The organism is Psychrobacter muriicola 2pS, assembly GCF_904846535.1.
Taxonomy (GTDB): Bacteria; Pseudomonadota; Gammaproteobacteria; order Pseudomonadales; family Moraxellaceae; genus Psychrobacter; species Psychrobacter aquimaris.
Genome location: NZ_CAJHBC010000003.1, coordinates 355,320 through 372,424 on the forward strand (window position 1 = coordinate 355,320; position 17,105 = coordinate 372,424).

The 17,105-nt window shown below is 44.8% G+C and carries 16 protein-coding genes; 8 read left to right on the forward strand and 8 right to left on the reverse strand.

Annotated features, from left to right (window positions below; all coding sequences use genetic code 11):
* Positions 1–201 precede the first annotated feature (201 nt).
* Positions 202–966 (forward strand): IclR family transcriptional regulator, encoded by a 765-nt coding sequence (locus JMX93_RS06205; RefSeq protein WP_499204201.1) that lies wholly within the window; start codon positions 202–204, stop codon positions 964–966.
* 112 nt (positions 967–1,078) lie between these two features.
* On the opposite strand, the gene JMX93_RS06210 is transcribed toward JMX93_RS06205, so the two are convergent.
* From JMX93_RS06210 to JMX93_RS06220, 3 genes are all read right to left on the reverse strand, one after another.
* Entirely contained in the window at positions 1,079–2,140 is a 1,062-nt protein-coding gene (locus JMX93_RS06210) for a histone deacetylase family protein (protein WP_499204202.1), read from the reverse strand.
* A gap of 117 nt (positions 2,141–2,257) precedes the next feature.
* The gene (locus JMX93_RS06215; RefSeq protein ID WP_499204203.1) at positions 2,258–3,466 is read right to left on the reverse strand and encodes a CaiB/BaiF CoA transferase family protein; all 1,209 of its coding nucleotides are present in this window, start codon (positions 3,464–3,466) and stop codon (positions 2,258–2,260) included.
* Between the two features lie 215 nt (positions 3,467–3,681).
* Positions 3,682–4,866 (reverse strand): acyl-CoA dehydrogenase, encoded by a 1,185-nt coding sequence (locus JMX93_RS06220; RefSeq protein WP_499204204.1) that lies wholly within the window; start codon positions 4,864–4,866, stop codon positions 3,682–3,684.
* A gap of 176 nt (positions 4,867–5,042) precedes the next feature.
* Between JMX93_RS06220 and JMX93_RS06225 the strand changes: the two genes are divergently transcribed.
* Positions 5,043–5,870, forward strand: a complete 828-nt coding sequence (locus JMX93_RS06225; protein ID WP_499204205.1) for an IclR family transcriptional regulator — start codon at positions 5,043–5,045, stop codon at positions 5,868–5,870.
* A 75-nt stretch (positions 5,871–5,945) separates the two neighbouring features.
* Here the strand turns inward: JMX93_RS06225 and JMX93_RS06230 are convergent, their stop codons facing one another.
* The 5 genes from JMX93_RS06230 to JMX93_RS06250 form a co-directional block, all read right to left on the reverse strand.
* Positions 5,946–6,446, reverse strand: coding sequence for a hypothetical protein (locus JMX93_RS06230; RefSeq protein ID WP_443214422.1), 501 nt, complete (start codon positions 6,444–6,446; stop codon positions 5,946–5,948).
* Between the two features lie 24 nt (positions 6,447–6,470).
* Entirely contained in the window at positions 6,471–6,608 is a 138-nt protein-coding gene (locus JMX93_RS06235) for a hypothetical protein (protein WP_499204206.1), read from the reverse strand.
* A gap of 159 nt (positions 6,609–6,767) precedes the next feature.
* On the reverse strand, positions 6,768–6,938 hold the full coding sequence (locus tag JMX93_RS06240) for a hypothetical protein (RefSeq protein WP_499204207.1): 171 nt from the start codon (positions 6,936–6,938) through the stop codon (positions 6,768–6,770).
* A gap of 51 nt (positions 6,939–6,989) precedes the next feature.
* Complete coding sequence (gene rtcR, locus JMX93_RS06245; RefSeq protein WP_499204208.1) at positions 6,990–8,711, reverse strand: RNA repair transcriptional activator RtcR; 1,722 nt, start codon at positions 8,709–8,711, stop codon at positions 6,990–6,992.
* Between the two features lie 75 nt (positions 8,712–8,786).
* Positions 8,787–9,659: an alpha/beta hydrolase family protein gene (locus JMX93_RS06250; RefSeq protein WP_499204209.1), complete on the reverse strand. Its 873-nt coding sequence runs from the start codon at positions 9,657–9,659 to the stop codon at positions 8,787–8,789.
* A gap of 304 nt (positions 9,660–9,963) precedes the next feature.
* Between JMX93_RS06250 and JMX93_RS06255 the strand changes: the two genes are divergently transcribed.
* From JMX93_RS06255 to JMX93_RS06280, 6 genes are all read left to right on the forward strand, one after another.
* Positions 9,964–11,196 carry an RtcB family protein gene (locus JMX93_RS06255; protein ID WP_499204210.1) on the forward strand — a complete coding sequence of 411 codons (1,233 nt, stop codon included), beginning with the start codon at positions 9,964–9,966 and terminating at the stop codon, positions 11,194–11,196.
* A 239-nt stretch (positions 11,197–11,435) separates the two neighbouring features.
* The gene (locus JMX93_RS06260; protein ID WP_499204211.1) at positions 11,436–12,164 is read left to right on the forward strand and encodes a hypothetical protein; all 729 of its coding nucleotides are present in this window, start codon (positions 11,436–11,438) and stop codon (positions 12,162–12,164) included.
* A 10-nt stretch (positions 12,165–12,174) separates the two neighbouring features.
* Positions 12,175–12,633, forward strand: a complete 459-nt coding sequence (locus JMX93_RS06265) for a DIP1984 family protein (protein ID WP_499204212.1) — start codon at positions 12,175–12,177, stop codon at positions 12,631–12,633.
* A 355-nt stretch (positions 12,634–12,988) separates the two neighbouring features.
* Positions 12,989–14,092, forward strand: coding sequence for an RNA 3'-terminal phosphate cyclase (gene rtcA, locus JMX93_RS06270; RefSeq protein WP_499204213.1), 1,104 nt, complete (start codon positions 12,989–12,991; stop codon positions 14,090–14,092).
* Positions 14,093–14,299: 207 nt separating this feature from the next.
* Positions 14,300–16,102, forward strand: a complete 1,803-nt coding sequence (locus tag JMX93_RS06275) for an FMN-binding glutamate synthase family protein (protein ID WP_198331253.1) — start codon at positions 14,300–14,302, stop codon at positions 16,100–16,102.
* A 69-nt stretch (positions 16,103–16,171) separates the two neighbouring features.
* Positions 16,172–16,987, forward strand: a complete 816-nt coding sequence (locus JMX93_RS06280) for a phosphodiester glycosidase family protein (protein WP_499204214.1) — start codon at positions 16,172–16,174, stop codon at positions 16,985–16,987.
* Positions 16,988–17,105: the final 118 nt, after the last annotated feature.

A 17,105-nucleotide genomic window follows, 5' to 3' on the forward strand; every position in this document is an offset into this window, starting at 1 on the left:
GAGGTATGTGTATGAGAATGGATATAGCCGGAGCTATTAAATAATTATTGATAATTGTTTTTTTGTTCAATATACTGAACAGGTATTCTATATACGAGACATCATTATAAGAACGATATGACGCGATTTGCAACCCTTAATCGCATTATTTTGATAATTATCTTGTACTTTTTCATTTTATTTCACTTTTATAGGTTACTTATGAGCTCGACTGCCGTGCCTGCGCTAGACAAAACCTTTCAGATTTTGGACTTGATTACCGATAGCGCACAGCCGCTAACAGCCGCTCATATTGCCAAAGAACTTGGGCTTCCTCGCAGCTCTACGCATAATATTTTGCAGAGTTTGCTGACCAAGCACGTTATCTATAAAGATCCGGAAAGTCGCTTTTATTTGGGCTCGTATTTGATGTATTGGGCTGGAAAATACGAGCAGCAGCAAGGCGTCGTACAGTTGTTTAAGGATTTGATTGTGCAGTATCCGGTGCTACTTCAACACACGGTGACGTTGTCAAAACTGGATTTGGGAGAAGTGGTGTTCTTAGCTTGTCATGAATCGCCCGCCCCGCTTGGTTTTACTTTTCGTGCAGGCGTTCGTGTGCCTGCGGTATTTTCAGCGACAGGCAAAGCCATGCTATCCACGTTGTCTATGGACAGCATCAAATCATTGTATAAAGAGAAGTTCCCGACACCCATGACCCAACACGGGGTCAATAACTTTGCGGATTTATCCTCTGAGCTCGCAGCGATTCAGAAAAGTCGAGTGTCACTCGATGACGGGCAACTGCGTGATGGGATGTACTGCTTGGGTACCTATATCCGTAATGCATCCGGCACGGCGGTCGCTGGTATGGCAGTGAGTTTTTTGCAAGGAGAATATGAATCTAAGCGTGCTGAAGTTAGTGCGGTATTGATTGAATTGGCCGAACAGATTGAGCGACATTTAGGCTTTACTGCTCACTCATAACTGCTGACCTATAGGACATGGTTGTAGAGTTTATTACGACCAAACCCTGCAACCGATTTTCTTTAACTACAAAGCGGCTGAGATTTCAGCTACTTTGATGATTTCTACCATTCTAATTACTACTGCTATCAGCTGCCATAAGTCCTGATAAAAATGCTTGCAGATTATCATTGAGCTTTGGCAAGTAATAACCCCCTTCAACTAAGACAATCAATGGCTTGTTTAAAGCGATCATCTTTTTCGCCAATATCTCAAAGCCCTTTGTACTGACCGCACATCTCGCTTCTGGGTCAGCTTCATAAACATCAAAACCTAAGACATGAACAATAACGTCAGGATCAAATAGCGTCATCGCGTCAATGGATTTATCAACATACTCAAAAAATCCAGCTTCATCGGTGCCATGTGGCATTGGGAAATTAATATTGTAGCCTTCGCCCTCGCCAGTCCCTTTTTCAAACGCATGCCCTGTCACTGCTGGATAAAAATTAACAGGGTCACCATGTACTGAGGTATAGAGCACATCGCTACGATCGTAAAATATCTCTTGGATACCTTGCCCATGATGCATGTCAGTGTCTATGATAGCGATTTTTGCGTATTTCTGTCGTAAGTGTTCAGCGATGATGGCGGCGTTATTAAGATAGCAAAATCCGCCAGCTGCACTCTTACGCGCATGGTGACCCGGCGGACGCGAAAAGCAAAGCTGTATGCGATTTTGAGCGCGCTCAGTATCTGATGCATTATCGTCTAATAAAGCTTCGGCAGCATTAAGTGCGGTCTGCGCCGACCAATAAATCGATGTCCATGAGTGCTCACTAATTGGTGCGCTATCATCTGCCTGATACTTAGCGGCTTTTGCCATGATGCCAATACCCGGATTATCATACGGCACAAAAATTCCAGTCTGCACCTGCGCGCCTAAATCTTCCTCAACCGCCATCCATTCATCATAGCCATGCTTGAGAAACTCCACATAACCAAAATCATGAACGGCTAAGATTGGCGCGATGCCAATATCGATGGCAGCGGTCACTTCTAAACCCAACGCTGCTGGTGCTTTTAACAATTCCACCATGCGCTCTGGTATCTCTAACGGCTCGTGCATCTTGCCATAAGAAAAATAGGGTAACGGTCTATGCAAACTTAGATTTTCATGGCTGTATATTTTCATGCTCAACATTCCTTGTTTGACACTACTTGGTTTTAGATTGTGTTGTTTAAAAAGTTCCATTTTCTAGCTTTTATATTTAGCATTTATCACTGTAAAGATACTGTGGCAAGCACTGCACTAAACAATCCCATCCGCTTTTAGCTTGGCGATCATCTCGCTGTCATACCCTAAATCAGCAAGTGTGCCATCGGTATGCTCGCTCAACTTCGGTGGCGGCGTGCGATAGCTGACAGGTGATGCCGATAATTTGATGGGATTGCCAAGGGCGCGTACAGGACTACCTTGTGCCGCGAAATTGACGATCATTTCACGGGCCTTTGCTTGCGGCATTGCCAAGGCTTCAGCCACGTTATGAATCGCGCCGCACGGTACACCTGCCTGATCCAACACCTCTAGCCAATATAAGCGTGGTTGCTTGGCAAACTTCTTAGTCAGCTCATTGCATAGCAGTTCACGATTGGCAACGCGATTAGGATTGGTCGCAAAACGCTCATCAGTATGCCAGTCGACTGCTAATACGTCGCACAGTTTGGCAAACTGATGGTCATTGCCGCAAGCTAAAATAAAGTGAGCTTTCCCTTCAGCAGCAAACACTTGATAAGGCACAATGTTGGGATGCTGATTGCCCAGTCTTGGTGGAATCTTATCTGAAGCCAAATGGTTCATGCCGACATTGGCCAGCATAGACAGCGCACTGTCGAGCAATGCGACATCCACGTGTTGACCAACGCCAGTATGTTGACGCGCCAATAGCGCCGCTTGGATACCAATGGTCAGTTGTAAGCCCGCGAATAAATCAATCACTGCGACGCCAACTTTGTGCGGTTCGCCATCACTAGGGCCCGTAATACTCATCAGCCCTGACAACCCTTGAATAATATAATCATAACCGGGACGCTTGGCATCAGGACCTGTCTGCCCAAACCCTGTCAATGACGCATAAATTAAGCGCGGATTGTCTTGTTTTAGGCTGTCGTAATCTAAACCGTATTTTTTGAGACCACCGACTTTGAAATTCTCTACCAAAATATCACTGTCAGCAATGAGCTGCTTAATAATGGTCTGCCCTGCTGGCGTAGTGATGTCTACCGTGAGCGACTTTTTATTGCGATTGATGGTAGCGTAATAAGCGGAGGTGTCATCGCTGAATGTTGGTGGTGCCCAGTGGCGCGTTTCATCACCGATATGGGGACGCTCAACTTTGATGACTTCTGCGCCCAGATCAGCGAGCACTTGCGTACAAGAGGGACCTGCCAACACTCTTGATAAATCTAGCACCTTGATACCATGCAATGCACCTTTTGGCATATTAGTCATATCTGTCATGAGATTCCCTTACTCTGTGGCGTATGCTTCGATCTTCTGATTAGAAAATTGCTATTCATCATTTAGTTTTTTGCGTTGTTTAATGACACACTGATACATAAATGGTGAATAACAACTGAAAAACGTACGCTACTGTTAATGCTCTTTTTCAAAAAGCCAAGCAGCAACGTACGTAATAAAGTACAACTTTGTCAAACATTCTTAGCGAAAAATATTTAGAAGAACGCTTGAATGCCTGTCTGTGCACGGCCTAAAATAAGCGCGTGAATATCGTGTGTACCTTCATAGGTATTGACGGCTTCTAAGTTCATCACATGACGGATGATGTGGAACTCATCAGAGATGCCATTACCGCCATGCATATCACGGGCAATACGAGCGATATCTAGCGCTTTACCGCAGTTATTACGCTTAATGAGCGAAATCATTTCAGGTGCAGCGTTGTCTTCATCCATCAAACGGCCAACACGTAACGCAGCTTGTAGACCTAACGTGATTTCCGTCTGCATATTGGCAAGCTTTAACTGCACCAACTGCGTGGCGGCTAGTGGACGACCAAACTGTTTACGATCTAGTGTGTACTGACGAGCCGCTTTCCAGCAGAATTCAGCCGCACCCATCGAGCCCCAAGCGATACCATAACGCGCTTTATTCAAGCAGCCAAATGGTCCTTTTAGACCACGGATATCTGGGAAAGCATTGGCTTCAGGGACGAATACTTTGTCCATGACGATCTCACCAGTGACTGACGCACGCAGTGAGAACTTACCTTCAATCTTCGGTGCAGACAGTCCTTTCATGCCTTTGTCTAAAACAAAACCACGAATATCACCCGCATCATCTTTTGCCCAGACCACAAACACATCCGCGATAGGACTGTTGGTAATCCACATTTTATTTCCCGTCAGCTCGTAACCACCATCGACGGCACGCGCACGCGTTGACATCGATGCAGGATCAGAACCCGAATCTGGCTCAGTCAGACCGAAGCAGCCGACGTACTCACCTGTGGCAAGCTTTGGCAAATACTTTTCTCTTTGTTCTTCTGTGCCATACGCCCAGATCGGATGCATCACTAGGCTTGACTGCACGCTCATCGCTGAGCGATAGCCTGAGTCGACCGCCTCCACTTCCTTAGCAATCAGACCATAAGCAACGCTGGACAAACCAGCACAGCCATAACCTTCAATCGTTACGCCAAGTAAGCCCATTTCACCCATTTGACGCATGATATTACGATCGAAATGCTCATTGCGATTGGCCTGAACGATACCGGGCATCAATTCCTTTTGAAAAAACTGACGGGCGCTGTCCGTGACCATACGCTCTTCTTCAGTCAGCTGGTCGCGTAATAAAAAAGGATCTTCCCAATCAAAGCGCGGGCTGGTAGATGTTGCCATGTGGATCTCCTTGATATCAGTCATCCTGACTGACGAGTAGTGATGAATAAATCATTTGGTCTAACAAGTCATTGACTTCGTTATTCCGCTGTGCGAAACTTAGTTTCATAATATAGAACTATTTAAGCAAACTTTCGCCGCCCTGTAAACCTTTATCAAAAAAAGATGAGTATAAAATGACAACACCTGTATCGACAGCTGCCCCTTTATTGGAACGAATGCATGGCCTAATGGGCCAAAGCAAGGATGATAATGATCGACAGTTTGTGACGGCACTGGGTCGAGGATTGGTCATACTGGCTGCATTTGAACATCATGAGCGCCTTACCCATCAGCAACTGTGTCAGATGACAAACCTGCCAAAAGCGACCATTACTCGCCTGATTCACACCTTGACCACGCTGGGGTTTTTGCGTACAAATGAATACGGGCAGTATCAATTGGGCAGTAGTGCTGTGCGCCTAAGCGCGACCGCGTGGAGTCGCCACGACATGGTGGCGTATGCTGAGCCACTATTACGGCAGTTCGCCAGTGAAAATGAGGTATCGGTGAATCTAGCGACCGAAGTCGAAGGAGAGATGCGCTATCACGCCTGCTGTCGTAGCCCTGCCCGTCTATCAGTTAACTTGCAGGTTGGCTCAGCGGTGCCCGTTGCACGTACTGCCATTGGGCGGGCTTTTTATGCGGCAAGCTCGCCAGCAAGGCAGGCGGTAATCAGTAGCAATTTGAAAGAGAGTTTATCTGATGAAGATTACATTCATGCACAGACAGCACTCACTCAGGCAGCCCAGCACTATGAACAGTACGGTTATACCGTCTCTGATGGGGAGTTTTCTACTGACATATTGGCAGTCGCGGTGAGCGTATACGATGTCGCCACTGGGCAATATGCTTATTCGCTCAATGCCAGTGTGCCAAGTGCCAATTGGGCAGCGGATGAGTATGCAGCGATGATTGTGCCAAAATTGCAGGTATTGGCGGAGCGGATTGGGCGCGGGGTTTGAAACAGTAATATGATGAAGGTATAAGCCTTATAGCCATTCATAACACTTTTCTATTAATATAAGCTAAAGGGCCGGTTAATTGGCTGACTCTTTAGCCTCCAGTACCCACACCGCATCATGTCCAACAAAATACGTATGATGGTCTACCACTTTTATGTTGTAGACGTGGTCCTCATAAGGGTTAGGGCGGACATCGTTATAGCGTCGCATCTGCTTATGAATACTTTCATCTGTTAATCCCGTTGAATCGCCATACTTTTTGATACTTGCTAAAGCTTTTTTGAATAAACCTTCATCACCAATTCTATTTTCTTTAATTATTTCCCCTTCAAAGATTAGAGGTGAGTGCATCTCTCTTACAAACCTTTCTGCACTATGTGTCTTAGGCGCTATATCTTGACGTAATCTTACATTTAATGTTTTATAAAGCTCAGGATCTATAATAAAGGGTGCCTTTTCATTAATAACCAACTTGGCATCGAAAGTTTGCAGATTGACGGTTTTGATCTCTTCTTTGAACGCTTCTTCTGTATTGGCTAAACTCACAAACTGATAGCCATCATCTGTAAACTTCACAAACTGAACCAGACCGTCTGTCTCTCATAAGTCATGTTCCTCAATACTCTGAGTATACGCTGTACCTTCAGGGAAGTTAGGTAAGGTGCGTACAGGGATAAAAGAATAATCATCAAGCACAATCGTATCACCATGAGCAGACGTTAGATATCCAGCTGGCAAACGCTCCGCCGATAGCCATTCACCTTCCGTATCTTCAGGCTGGTGAGTTACCCAAAATGGGTGGTTACTGGTACATAAGATATAGTTTCTACCCTTTTCACCTTGTTTGGCTACTGTCTCGTTAAAGTATTCAACTTTAAAGATTCTTTCCTTTTTTGGTTATTTAAACGTACTTATGACAGGCTTATATTCTATGTCACCAATGCTACTTTCAAGCTTGGAGAGTACAGACTTTGATAAAATCAAGTCGCCCACTTTAATATCCTGAATCGGTACTAAGCCTTTATCGGTATGGACTAAAGTTCCTGCTACAAACCCTGAATAACTCATAATCATTCTCCTTTATTTTAATATTCAATTATCAAAAACAATGCCACCCTTCTACCCCAACTCATCAAACTTAAGCCCAAACTTTAGCAAATACTTGCGTAATCTATCGCTATCGTTAGGGCTTTTTAGCTTGTCGCGGGAGTTGGCATACAGATAACGCCCTGCTGCTGCTTGGTTTTTATGATTCATACAAACCTCAATCACGTATGCCAATTGAACAGCATCAAACGGATCAATCATTGCAAGAGCACCTTTATCAAGATATTGGCTTAAAACGTTATGGCTACCCTGCTCGATGGTTTTACTATCTAATTCGGTTCTAGATTTGGTTTTGCTTAGGCTATTTTTATTATTAGTCATCTGGTTGGATTGGTGTGAACCTGAACCCTTAGGTAAACCCCAAAGATGTGTTAAGCGCTTGATCTCTGATTGCACATCATCATTGCGAATGACTTTACTCTCAGCAAGTATCGTGAGGCGAATCATACTGGCTGTTAGATCACGAAAGTTTCCTTGCCATGTAGCGTCCACACTCGTGGCGAAATTTTCATACAGCTGCCTCGCCTCTGGGGCAAATCGATATTGCTGCTGCTGTTCGCTGCCCAAGCGCGCCAGCTCATAGTCGATATTGGCAGGCAAATCCTCAAGGCGATCTTTTAACGATGGTAAAAAAAACGTCCACGTATTCAATCGTGCAAACAGGTCTGCCCGAAACTCGCCATCAACGACCGCTTGGCGCAGGTCTTTATTGGTGCCGGCCATCAACTGAAACGACACGTGAATCGACGTATCACTACCCAACGGATAAAAACGCTGCTCCTCGAGTGCAGTGAGTAACATCGCCTGCTCGTCCAGTCCCAACTCACCGATTTCATCCAAAAACAGCAGGCCGCCATCGGCAGACTTGAGCAGCCCATCACGGCTAGACGCGGCGCCTGTAAACGCGCCTTTAACATGACCAAACAGCACACTCATCGCTGTATCGCCACGCAAGGTGGCGCAGTTGACTTCGACAAATGACCCTAGCGCGTATTTGCTGTGGGCGGTATTGTTGGCCTTGGCTTTTTTGAGCGCATAGATTTGGGTCGCCAGTTGCGATTTGCCCGCCCCTGTTGCCCCCATAAGTAGGATGGGCGCGGTGGAGCGAGTCGCCACTTTTTCAATATCAGAGATAAGCTGCTCATAAGCTGCGTTTTGAGTGACCAGATTGGCTTGTAGGGTTTGCCAGTGCTGCGCTTTTTCGGCTTCAAAGCGCGCCCGCAAGCTGTCATAGCGCGACACGTCTAAGTCAATGATTTGATAACGGCCTTGCGGATTGTACTGATCGGGCTTGGGACATGGCGAAGTTTGGATAAAGTCGGCAGGCATAAACCCCGCTTCTACCAGCAAAAACCAACAAATCTGCGCCACATGCGTGCCCGTAGTCAGATGCAGCAGATAGTCGGTATCGGTGTTAAACGCAAACCCTGTGACAAAGTCATACAGCTCGGCATAGACATCAGCAAAATCCCACGGACTGGTAAGCGCCACTCGATGCCCAATCACTTGCGTCTGCGGGCTGACCTGTGCCACATCATCACAGATCAGATGAAACAAGCGCTTATCACGCTTGCTATAGAGAATATGCAGCTCATCGACCAGCAACTCATCATGCAAGCCCAAGCTGACCGTCGGTCGCCAGCGTTGCCAACGCTTGTCATTAAAGCCGTTATCTAACGTAGTGCCAAGAAAGCCGATGACGGCGGTTTTGTTGGTGTGCGGTTTTTTAGTCATTGCTGGTTACTCGTTATTCATTACTCATAGTCTGCACAAAGTGTTGATAAATATTAGATCTGTTTATTTTCACCTTTAGTTTCTATTCGTCCATGACGCATTAGCATCTATAGACAGCATTTTATCCGCCATGATTTGTTGAGCAAGGTGGCGATTGAGCGGATACAGCACGCTAAAATGGTCGTGCCGCGGGATAAAGGCGCAGTGCAGCATCGGATTTTTGTTTTTATCACACATTGGCTTTAAATCTCGATAATTACTACCCAGATTTTTGCCTTCAATAATCCATGTCGGTACTTTAATATCTTGAAGCCAATTGGCAGGCGCACGTAAATCCATCTCTCGTTGCTCATCGCCAGCAAAGTCAACGTCTTGTAAAAACATCGTCTCTTGACTGGCACCAAAGCTAATGACCTCTTTAAATAAATCAGGGTGCGTACTGCTCGCCACTTCGCTGATCAATAGTGCCAGCGTGCCACCTGTACTGTGCCCGCCCAAATAAATGCGACTGCTATCGATATACGGCAGAGTCGCCAGATACTTGGCTGCCGCAATGACATCATCAACCTCACCATAATTCACTTCGATGTTACCTGTATTGTCATTGCCGCCGCGTAATGTGGGAAACATCATTATCACACCAGCATCACGGTAAGGACTGGCGGTTTGGTCATTTTGCTTAGAGCCTTTACGCCAAAAGTCTGCTAGCGTATTGGACTCGCCGCCTGTCAGCCAAACAATAGCAGGATACTTTTTTCGATCTTGCGGATCGGGCGTGACAAATGCGGCTAACGACATGCCGTCACTGTCATAGCGTACGCTATCAAATAGGGCTGCGGGCGGCTTGGGCAATGGCATTTGCATAGTGGGCGCGACTTGTATCGAGGTTTGATAATTGCCGCGTAGCGATGCCAAAGACGGCGCAGCAAAACAACTGCTGATGCTCACGCCTAATAAAATCGCCGTGCTTAATAGGCGTTTGTTAGAGACAACTTAATGCTTTGTTTTATATTGAACCTTCGCCATCATGCACAATCCTTTTATAGAATAAAAACTATATTTATAGAATAAATTATAGCTCTGTTTACTTAATTAAAGTTTATTATTTTATAAAAAAAGAATTTGAAATATTTTTTATTATTCAATATCAGATACTTATGAAAATAAAATTTATCTTTAGTAAAACTGGCACACCCTTAGCAGTATATAAAGTACAGGCAGAACAATCTTACAAAAAACTAAGGAACACATTATGCAACCCATGACACACAATATCATTCAAGATGGCGGAACCCCTATTCGACTATGGACCAAAGGCGTACCTGTCGATCCAAAAGCCCACGACCAGCTGATCAAAGCCTCACAGATGCCCTTTATCTATAAGTGGCTCGCGGTGATGCCTGATGTCCATGTCGGTATCGGCGCGACCATCGGTACAGTATTGCCGACCAAAGAGGCGATTATCCCAGCAGCGGTCGGCGTGGATATCGGCTGCGGTATGATGGCTGTGCAAACCACGCTAACCGCCAATGACTTGCCCGATAACTTGCACGGACTGCGCATTAAGCTGGAAAAAGCCATTCCGCACGGGCGTAGTAAGATACGCGGTCGCGGGTCACGCCGTGATGTGGGCGCATGGGCGAACCCTGATGAAACCGTGATGAATGGTTGGGGCACGCTGGTTGATGATTTTAACTACATTACCCAAAAGCACCCGAAACTTAAAAACACCAATAACCTAAAACACTTGGGAACGCTGGGTACGGGCAATCACTTTGTCGAGGTATGCCTTGATGAGACCAATCAGGTCTGGATCATGCTGCACTCAGGCTCTCGCGGTGTGGGTAACGCCATCGGGCGCTACTTTATTGAGCTGGCGCGTGAGGACATGCGTAAATGGTTTATCAATTTGCCTGATAAGGATTTGGCGTACTTTGCTGAGGGGACTGAGCACTTTGATGATTATTGGTTTGCGGTTGGCTGGGCACAACGTTTCGCCTTTAAAAACCGTGAAATTATGATGGAAAAAGCCATCAAAGCACTGCGTATCATCGTACCAAAGCCGTTCGATGCAGCAGTAAAAGCGGTCAACTGCCATCACAACTATGTGGCCAAAGAAGAGCACTACGGTGAGGAAGTATTTGTCACACGTAAAGGCGCGGTACGAGCGCGCGTTGGTGAATACGGTATCATTCCGGGGTCAATGGGCGCAAAATCCTTTATCGTCAAAGGTAAAGGGAATGAAGAATCTTTTTGCTCTTGCTCACATGGCGCAGGTCGTGTGATGTCACGTACTGAGGCGAAAAAGGTATTTACTATTGATGACCAAATCGCCCAAACCAAAGGCGTAGAATGCCGAAAAGACGCGGACGTCATTGATGAAATTCCAGCGGCATACAAAAACATTGATGATGTGATGAGCGCGCAAATTGACTTGGTGGAAGTGGTACATACCTTGCGACAGGTGGTGTGTGTTAAGGGTTAGGCGTAAGATGATTAGAGGTTATGTATCAGCTAGAAAAAGTAAAAGATTAAAAAGCATAGCCTCGACATCTGAGTTCTTTAAAAAGTGGGAAATATGCTTTTCATAACTCCATTTTATTTAAAATCTTGGCTCTCACCTCGTCCCTCGGCAAAAGCATAAACAATTCATCATTCAAGCATGTGTTAGGATTTACTTTCCTCTAAGAGGAAAATCTAAATATTATTAAAAGAAGGTTAAATATGATTCCTCAAACATTTATTGAAACAGCAGGCGATATTCTAGGAAATACCCAGACAGGTTTATCAACTTCTAAAATTGCTAGTTTATTGTCGGCGTATGCAGTTGACTATAGCATTAATATTCCCTATCCAAGTTCTCCATTCCCAGCATCAGTACCTAATAAAAGGCATGCTTTAAAGAAAAACTTAAGCTCATTTGATCCGAAACAACAATTTAAAATTATAAAAGAACTTTGCGAGCATTCGGAACTTAAAGACTTACCTGAAGTTAGAGATCTTAAGATAAAGCTATTGACACGCTTTAAAGGCTTGAATACCGACATAGACACGGTCAATGAAATTTTAGTAGATGAAACTAGATTCTGGTTAGATGACTATGCTAAATCCCTAGAACAATATAATAACGCTCTAGAAAAATATAAAGGAAATATATTTGAGAGAAACTTGTTGGATGATCTTCGACTATCGTTAGAATTATTGGTAAAAGAAATATTAGAAAATTCCAAATCTCTAGAAAATCAGTTTAGTGATATTGGTGCATTTATTAAGAATAATAACGGTTCCAAAGAACTAGCAAACATGTTTGTAAAGCTGGTTGAGTATTTTACTAAATATCAAAACGAGTATGTCAAACATGATTCACAAGTTATCGAAGAGGAAGTTGAGTTTATTCTTGAAATAACCTCTTCATTTATGAAGCATTTCATTAGAATGAAAAACAGAAATTAAGGACAAAAAAATGAAACTCGCAGAAGCCCTACTTATCCGTAGCGATATGCAAAAAAAGCTGGCGCAAATCAAAGGACGCATTCGCAGCAATGTCAAAGTCCAAGAAGGCGACACGCCGAATGAAGACCCAAACGCATTGATGGTAGATGCCAGCCAAATCATTACCGAGCTGAGCGTGTTGATTGAGCGTATTCATCGCACCAATGCCGTCGCTCAGACCAATGAAGGTCAATCGATGCTGACGCTGTTGATTGAGCGCGACACCTTAGAGATGAGTCACAAGCTATTGATGGAGGCGATTGAAGCCACCGATACCGAGGTTGATCGTTATAGCCCTCGCGAGATTAAGTGGCATGTCATGGTCTCAGTCGCAGGCTTACAAAAACAAGCCGATGATATCGCGATGAAACTACGCAAGATTAATCTTGTCATTCAAGCCAATAACTGGCAAATTGACCTTGTTGACTAATAATGTCGCGTAATAAATGTTAGACCAATAACACCAAATTCTCTGCGAGCTTAGCATAATCAGCAGACTCCCCTTTTGGAACCGACTGGGCGAGTGTCAGACCCCGCGTATCCACAGCAGGGGGTTGAAAATATACTGTAGTGGCTGCTACGCGTTGCGGGCAAACGCTTTTTTTACAACTTATGCCCCGTACCCGTCACTAAGCACAATGCACCTTTTAGACCTTACCACCAGAAACTGACAGTCGGTTTCAATCTTATTTTAAATGCGACCCGAAAAGTATTGGGAAGCATTTTATTATGTCCATTAAAAACATCACCAATCAATAGGCGTACTAACCATAAAGACATTTATCATGCCAGCATCAACACATAAAACCCTAAAAATCGATGGCAGCACAGGCGAAGGCGGCGGACAAATTATCCGTACAGCGTTGTCGTTATCGATGCTCACAGGCACACCGATTGAGATCACCAATATACGTGCAGGACGCGCCAAACCCGGATTGATGCGCCAGCATTTAATGTGTGTACAAGCCTCACAAGCCATATCGGACGCAGTGGTGACAGGCGCACAGTTAGGCAGTACGACCTTTACCTTTACACCAAGCACCGTACAAGCGGGCGATTATAACTTTGATATTGGTTCGGCAGGCAGTACCAGCCTTGTGCTACAAACGCTGCTACCTGCCCTACTATTTGCCAATGCTGACTCAAGCGGTCAATCAACCGTGACCATCATAGGTGGCACGCACAACCCACTCGCGCCGACAACGGATTTTTTACAACACGCCTTTGTACCGCTACTTGCCAAGCTCGGCATACAGGTCGATATTGAGTGCCTGCAAGCAGGATTTGCTCCTATCGGCGGGGGTACGATTAAAGCGACAATCACGCCGTTCATGCGCCGTGCTAATACACTGCCATTTAAACTTACTGAACGTGGCGAGTTGGTCAATATCGCTTTAGTCGCAAGCGTACTCAATCTAGAATACGATATTTGCAAACGTGAGCTTGCTAGCGCAAAAGCCACATTGATTGAGGCAGGTATTGATGAGGCGCTTATTACGACGCGCGGCAATAAATTACACGGCATTGGTGAAGGCAATACTTGCTATGCAAAAGTCACTCGTGAGACTAGTGACACACAAAACCATCCAGAATATCACTGTGAGATGTTTACGTTACTAGGAGAAAAACGCAGCTCAGCGGAAAAGATAGGTAGTCGTTTATCAGGCTTAGTCAAACGTTATGTATTTAACACCGATGCACTGGTCGATGAATATTTAACAGATCAGCTGCTATTGCCGTTGGCTGTAGCAGGCGGCGGTGCGTTTAGCGCGCGGGTTATTAGCGAGCATAGCAAAACACAAGCGTGGCTCATTCAGCAATTTTTGTCCGTTGAGATTACGCTTAAAGTGATCGATGAGCAGAAAACTTTGGTACAAGTTGCCTGTTAAAATCACACCAGTAGCAACACCAACAGTAGCACACTGTTACCCAATTACTGCGATGCGGTGATATCATATGTGTATGATGTAGGCGATAAATCTGAGCCCTTTGTCGGTGTCTAATAATGATGGTCATGTGAGGGTGGTTTTTGCCCTACTTTCTCTTTGAATCATTATCACCTTTTTAATATTTACGTATTACTGTTGAGTGTAGCTATGCCCCAATCTCGTACCAATCTAAATCCTGAACCTAAAACCAGCTCTCCATATTTGGTCGGCTTATTGCTGCGTTATAGCACCTTTGGTGCGGCCATATTAATATTTTTAGCAGGTCTACTATTGCTAAATTGGTGGTTGATTATTCTCGGCGGGTTTGGGGTTTGCTTGGGGGTTTATGACCTCATACAATCAAAGCATTCTATTTTGAAAAACTATCCCGTTGCCGGACACATTCGCTATGTACTCGAAGATTTTCGTCCTGAAATTCGTCAATATTTACTAGAAAATGACAAAGAGCAAGTACCGTTTTCACGCCAGCAGCGGGCGCTAATTTATCAACGTGCTAAGAACGTCAGTGACACCAATGCTTTTGGTACGCTAGATAATTTATACACAAATGGTAAAGAATGGTTTTTGCAATCAGCGATTAGCCAGCCTCTAGAAAATAAAGATTTTCGTATTATGGTAGGCGGCGAGCGTTGTCAGCAGCCACACGATATGTCGGTGTTTAATATCTCGGCAATGAGCTTTGGCAGCTTATCGGCTAATGCAATTATGGCGCTCAATCAAGGTGCAAAAATAGGTGGCTTTACCCACGATACAGGCGAAGGCGCAATCAGCCCTTATCATCGCAAGTTCGGTGGCGATTTGATTTGGGAGCTGGGTACAGGATATTTTGGTTGCCGTGATGAGCAGGGTAACTTTGACCCGCAGTCTTTTGCTGAAAAAGCCGTCGATCCGCAAGTTAAAATGATTGAAATCAAACTATCTCAAGGGGCAAAACCTGGTCAAGGCGGCGTGTTACCCGCCGAAAAAATCACCCAAGAAATCGCCGATACTCGTGAAGTACCGACAGGTCAAGATTGTGTTTCGCCATCGTCGCATACAGCTTTTAGCACCCCGCGAGAATTGGTGGCCTTTTGGCAGCAGCTGCGCGACTTATCCGGTGGCAAACCTGTGGGCTTCAAACTCTGTGTCGGTCAGCCTTGGCAGTTTATGGCCATTGTGAAAGCCATGATCGAAACCGATAACTATCCTGATTTTATCGTCATCGATGGCGCAGAAGGCGGTACTGGCGCGGCTCCTGTCGAATTTATGGACAACGTCGGTATGCCATTGGTTGAAGGATTTTTATTAATACACAATACTTTGGTAGGCGCAGGTATTCGCGATAAAATCAAACTTGGCGTGAGCGGTAAAATCGTCTCTGGTTTCGATATTGCCCGTATGATTGCTTTGGGCGCAGACTGGTGTAATTCAGCGCGCGGCTTTATGTTTGCCGTTGGCTGTATTCAATCACGCTCGTGCCATACCAACACTTGCCCGACTGGCGTTGCCACCCAAGACCCATATCGTCAAAAGGCGCTCGACGTCCCTAGCAAAGCTGAGCGCGTCGCAAGCTTCCATAAAAACACCCTCAAATCCCTAGCCAGTATCGTCGGCGCGGTCGGCTTGCAACACCCAAGCCAATTACAACCATATCATATCGCGCGCCGCCTCGATGACGGGCAGATAAAGCTATTATCGAAGTTCTTTTATTTTACGGATAAGGGAGCGCTACTTAATAATAGCGCCCGCGCAGATGTGTTTAATCAGATGTGGGTAATGGCGAACCCTGATAGCTTTTTAGCCAATGATGACGCCCTCATTGCTTATAATAAAGACTCACGAGATAAAGGCAGAGAAACCAGCACCTCGGTGGAGCAGAGCCTTGGCAACTTTGCGAGCATCACAGGCGGTGGGCAGTTAATAGGCAACGTCAACAATACTTTTCGCGACGTTCCGCTTAACAATGACTAAAAATAGTGATTAGTATTTTACTATCCATGAGCGCTTATATTTACTCTTTATCAAAAAGACAGATGATTGATGCCAAGTTTCACGCCTTCTTTACCTTTATGGGTCATTGCGCTGTTTTCACTCAGCATCAGTGCTTGCCAACCGATAAGCACTGATGCTGCTGACAGCGAGACACAAAAATGGTCGTGTCAGACTCAAGAAGCACCATTTTCTTATAGTGTTTGTAGCATTGACGCTCAAGCCTTAATAGATGGTCGCTACTCATTAAAATTTTTTTGGCAGCAGCCTGATAGTACGCAGTCATTACTTACCTTTGATACGTTATTAGCGACTTTACCAAAAAATCAAGCACTTAACTTTGCTATGAATGCAGGTATGTATAACGAAAATTATGCACCGATTGGTTATACCATCATTGATGGTGAAGAGATCAAATCGCTAAATCTCAAAGAAGGCGGTGGCAATTTTCATTTACTGCCCAATGGTGTGCTGTGGTGGGATAAAGCTGGAGAGGTACAAATTACAGAAAGTAATGCCTTAAATGAGCAGCTTAAGAGCGGCGAAGCGAAGCCTTGGTATGCCACCCAATCAGGTCCTATGCTGGTTATCAATAACGAGATACATCCGCAATTTAATCCTGATAGCACCTCACTCAAGATTCGTAATGGCGCAGGTGTTTGTGATGATGGCCACATAAAATTTGTCAATAGCGATGCGCCTGTGACATTTTATCAATTTGCATCGTTGTTTAAGGATGATTTAAGCTGTCCGAATGCCCTGTTTTTAGATGGCGGGATTGCATCAGCCTTATATGCGCCTAGCATGGATAAGCACGATAAAAAAGAGATGGGTGTGATGATTGGATTGGTTGAAAATAAAGATTAGGCGGTGGATCTATTTTGAAAATAGTGGTAAAAATGAGATAAATTAGATTGAATAAAAAGCACTTGAGACGACTTTGTCATCCAAGTGCTTTTTTTATTACTAGCAACAGTTAATGGCT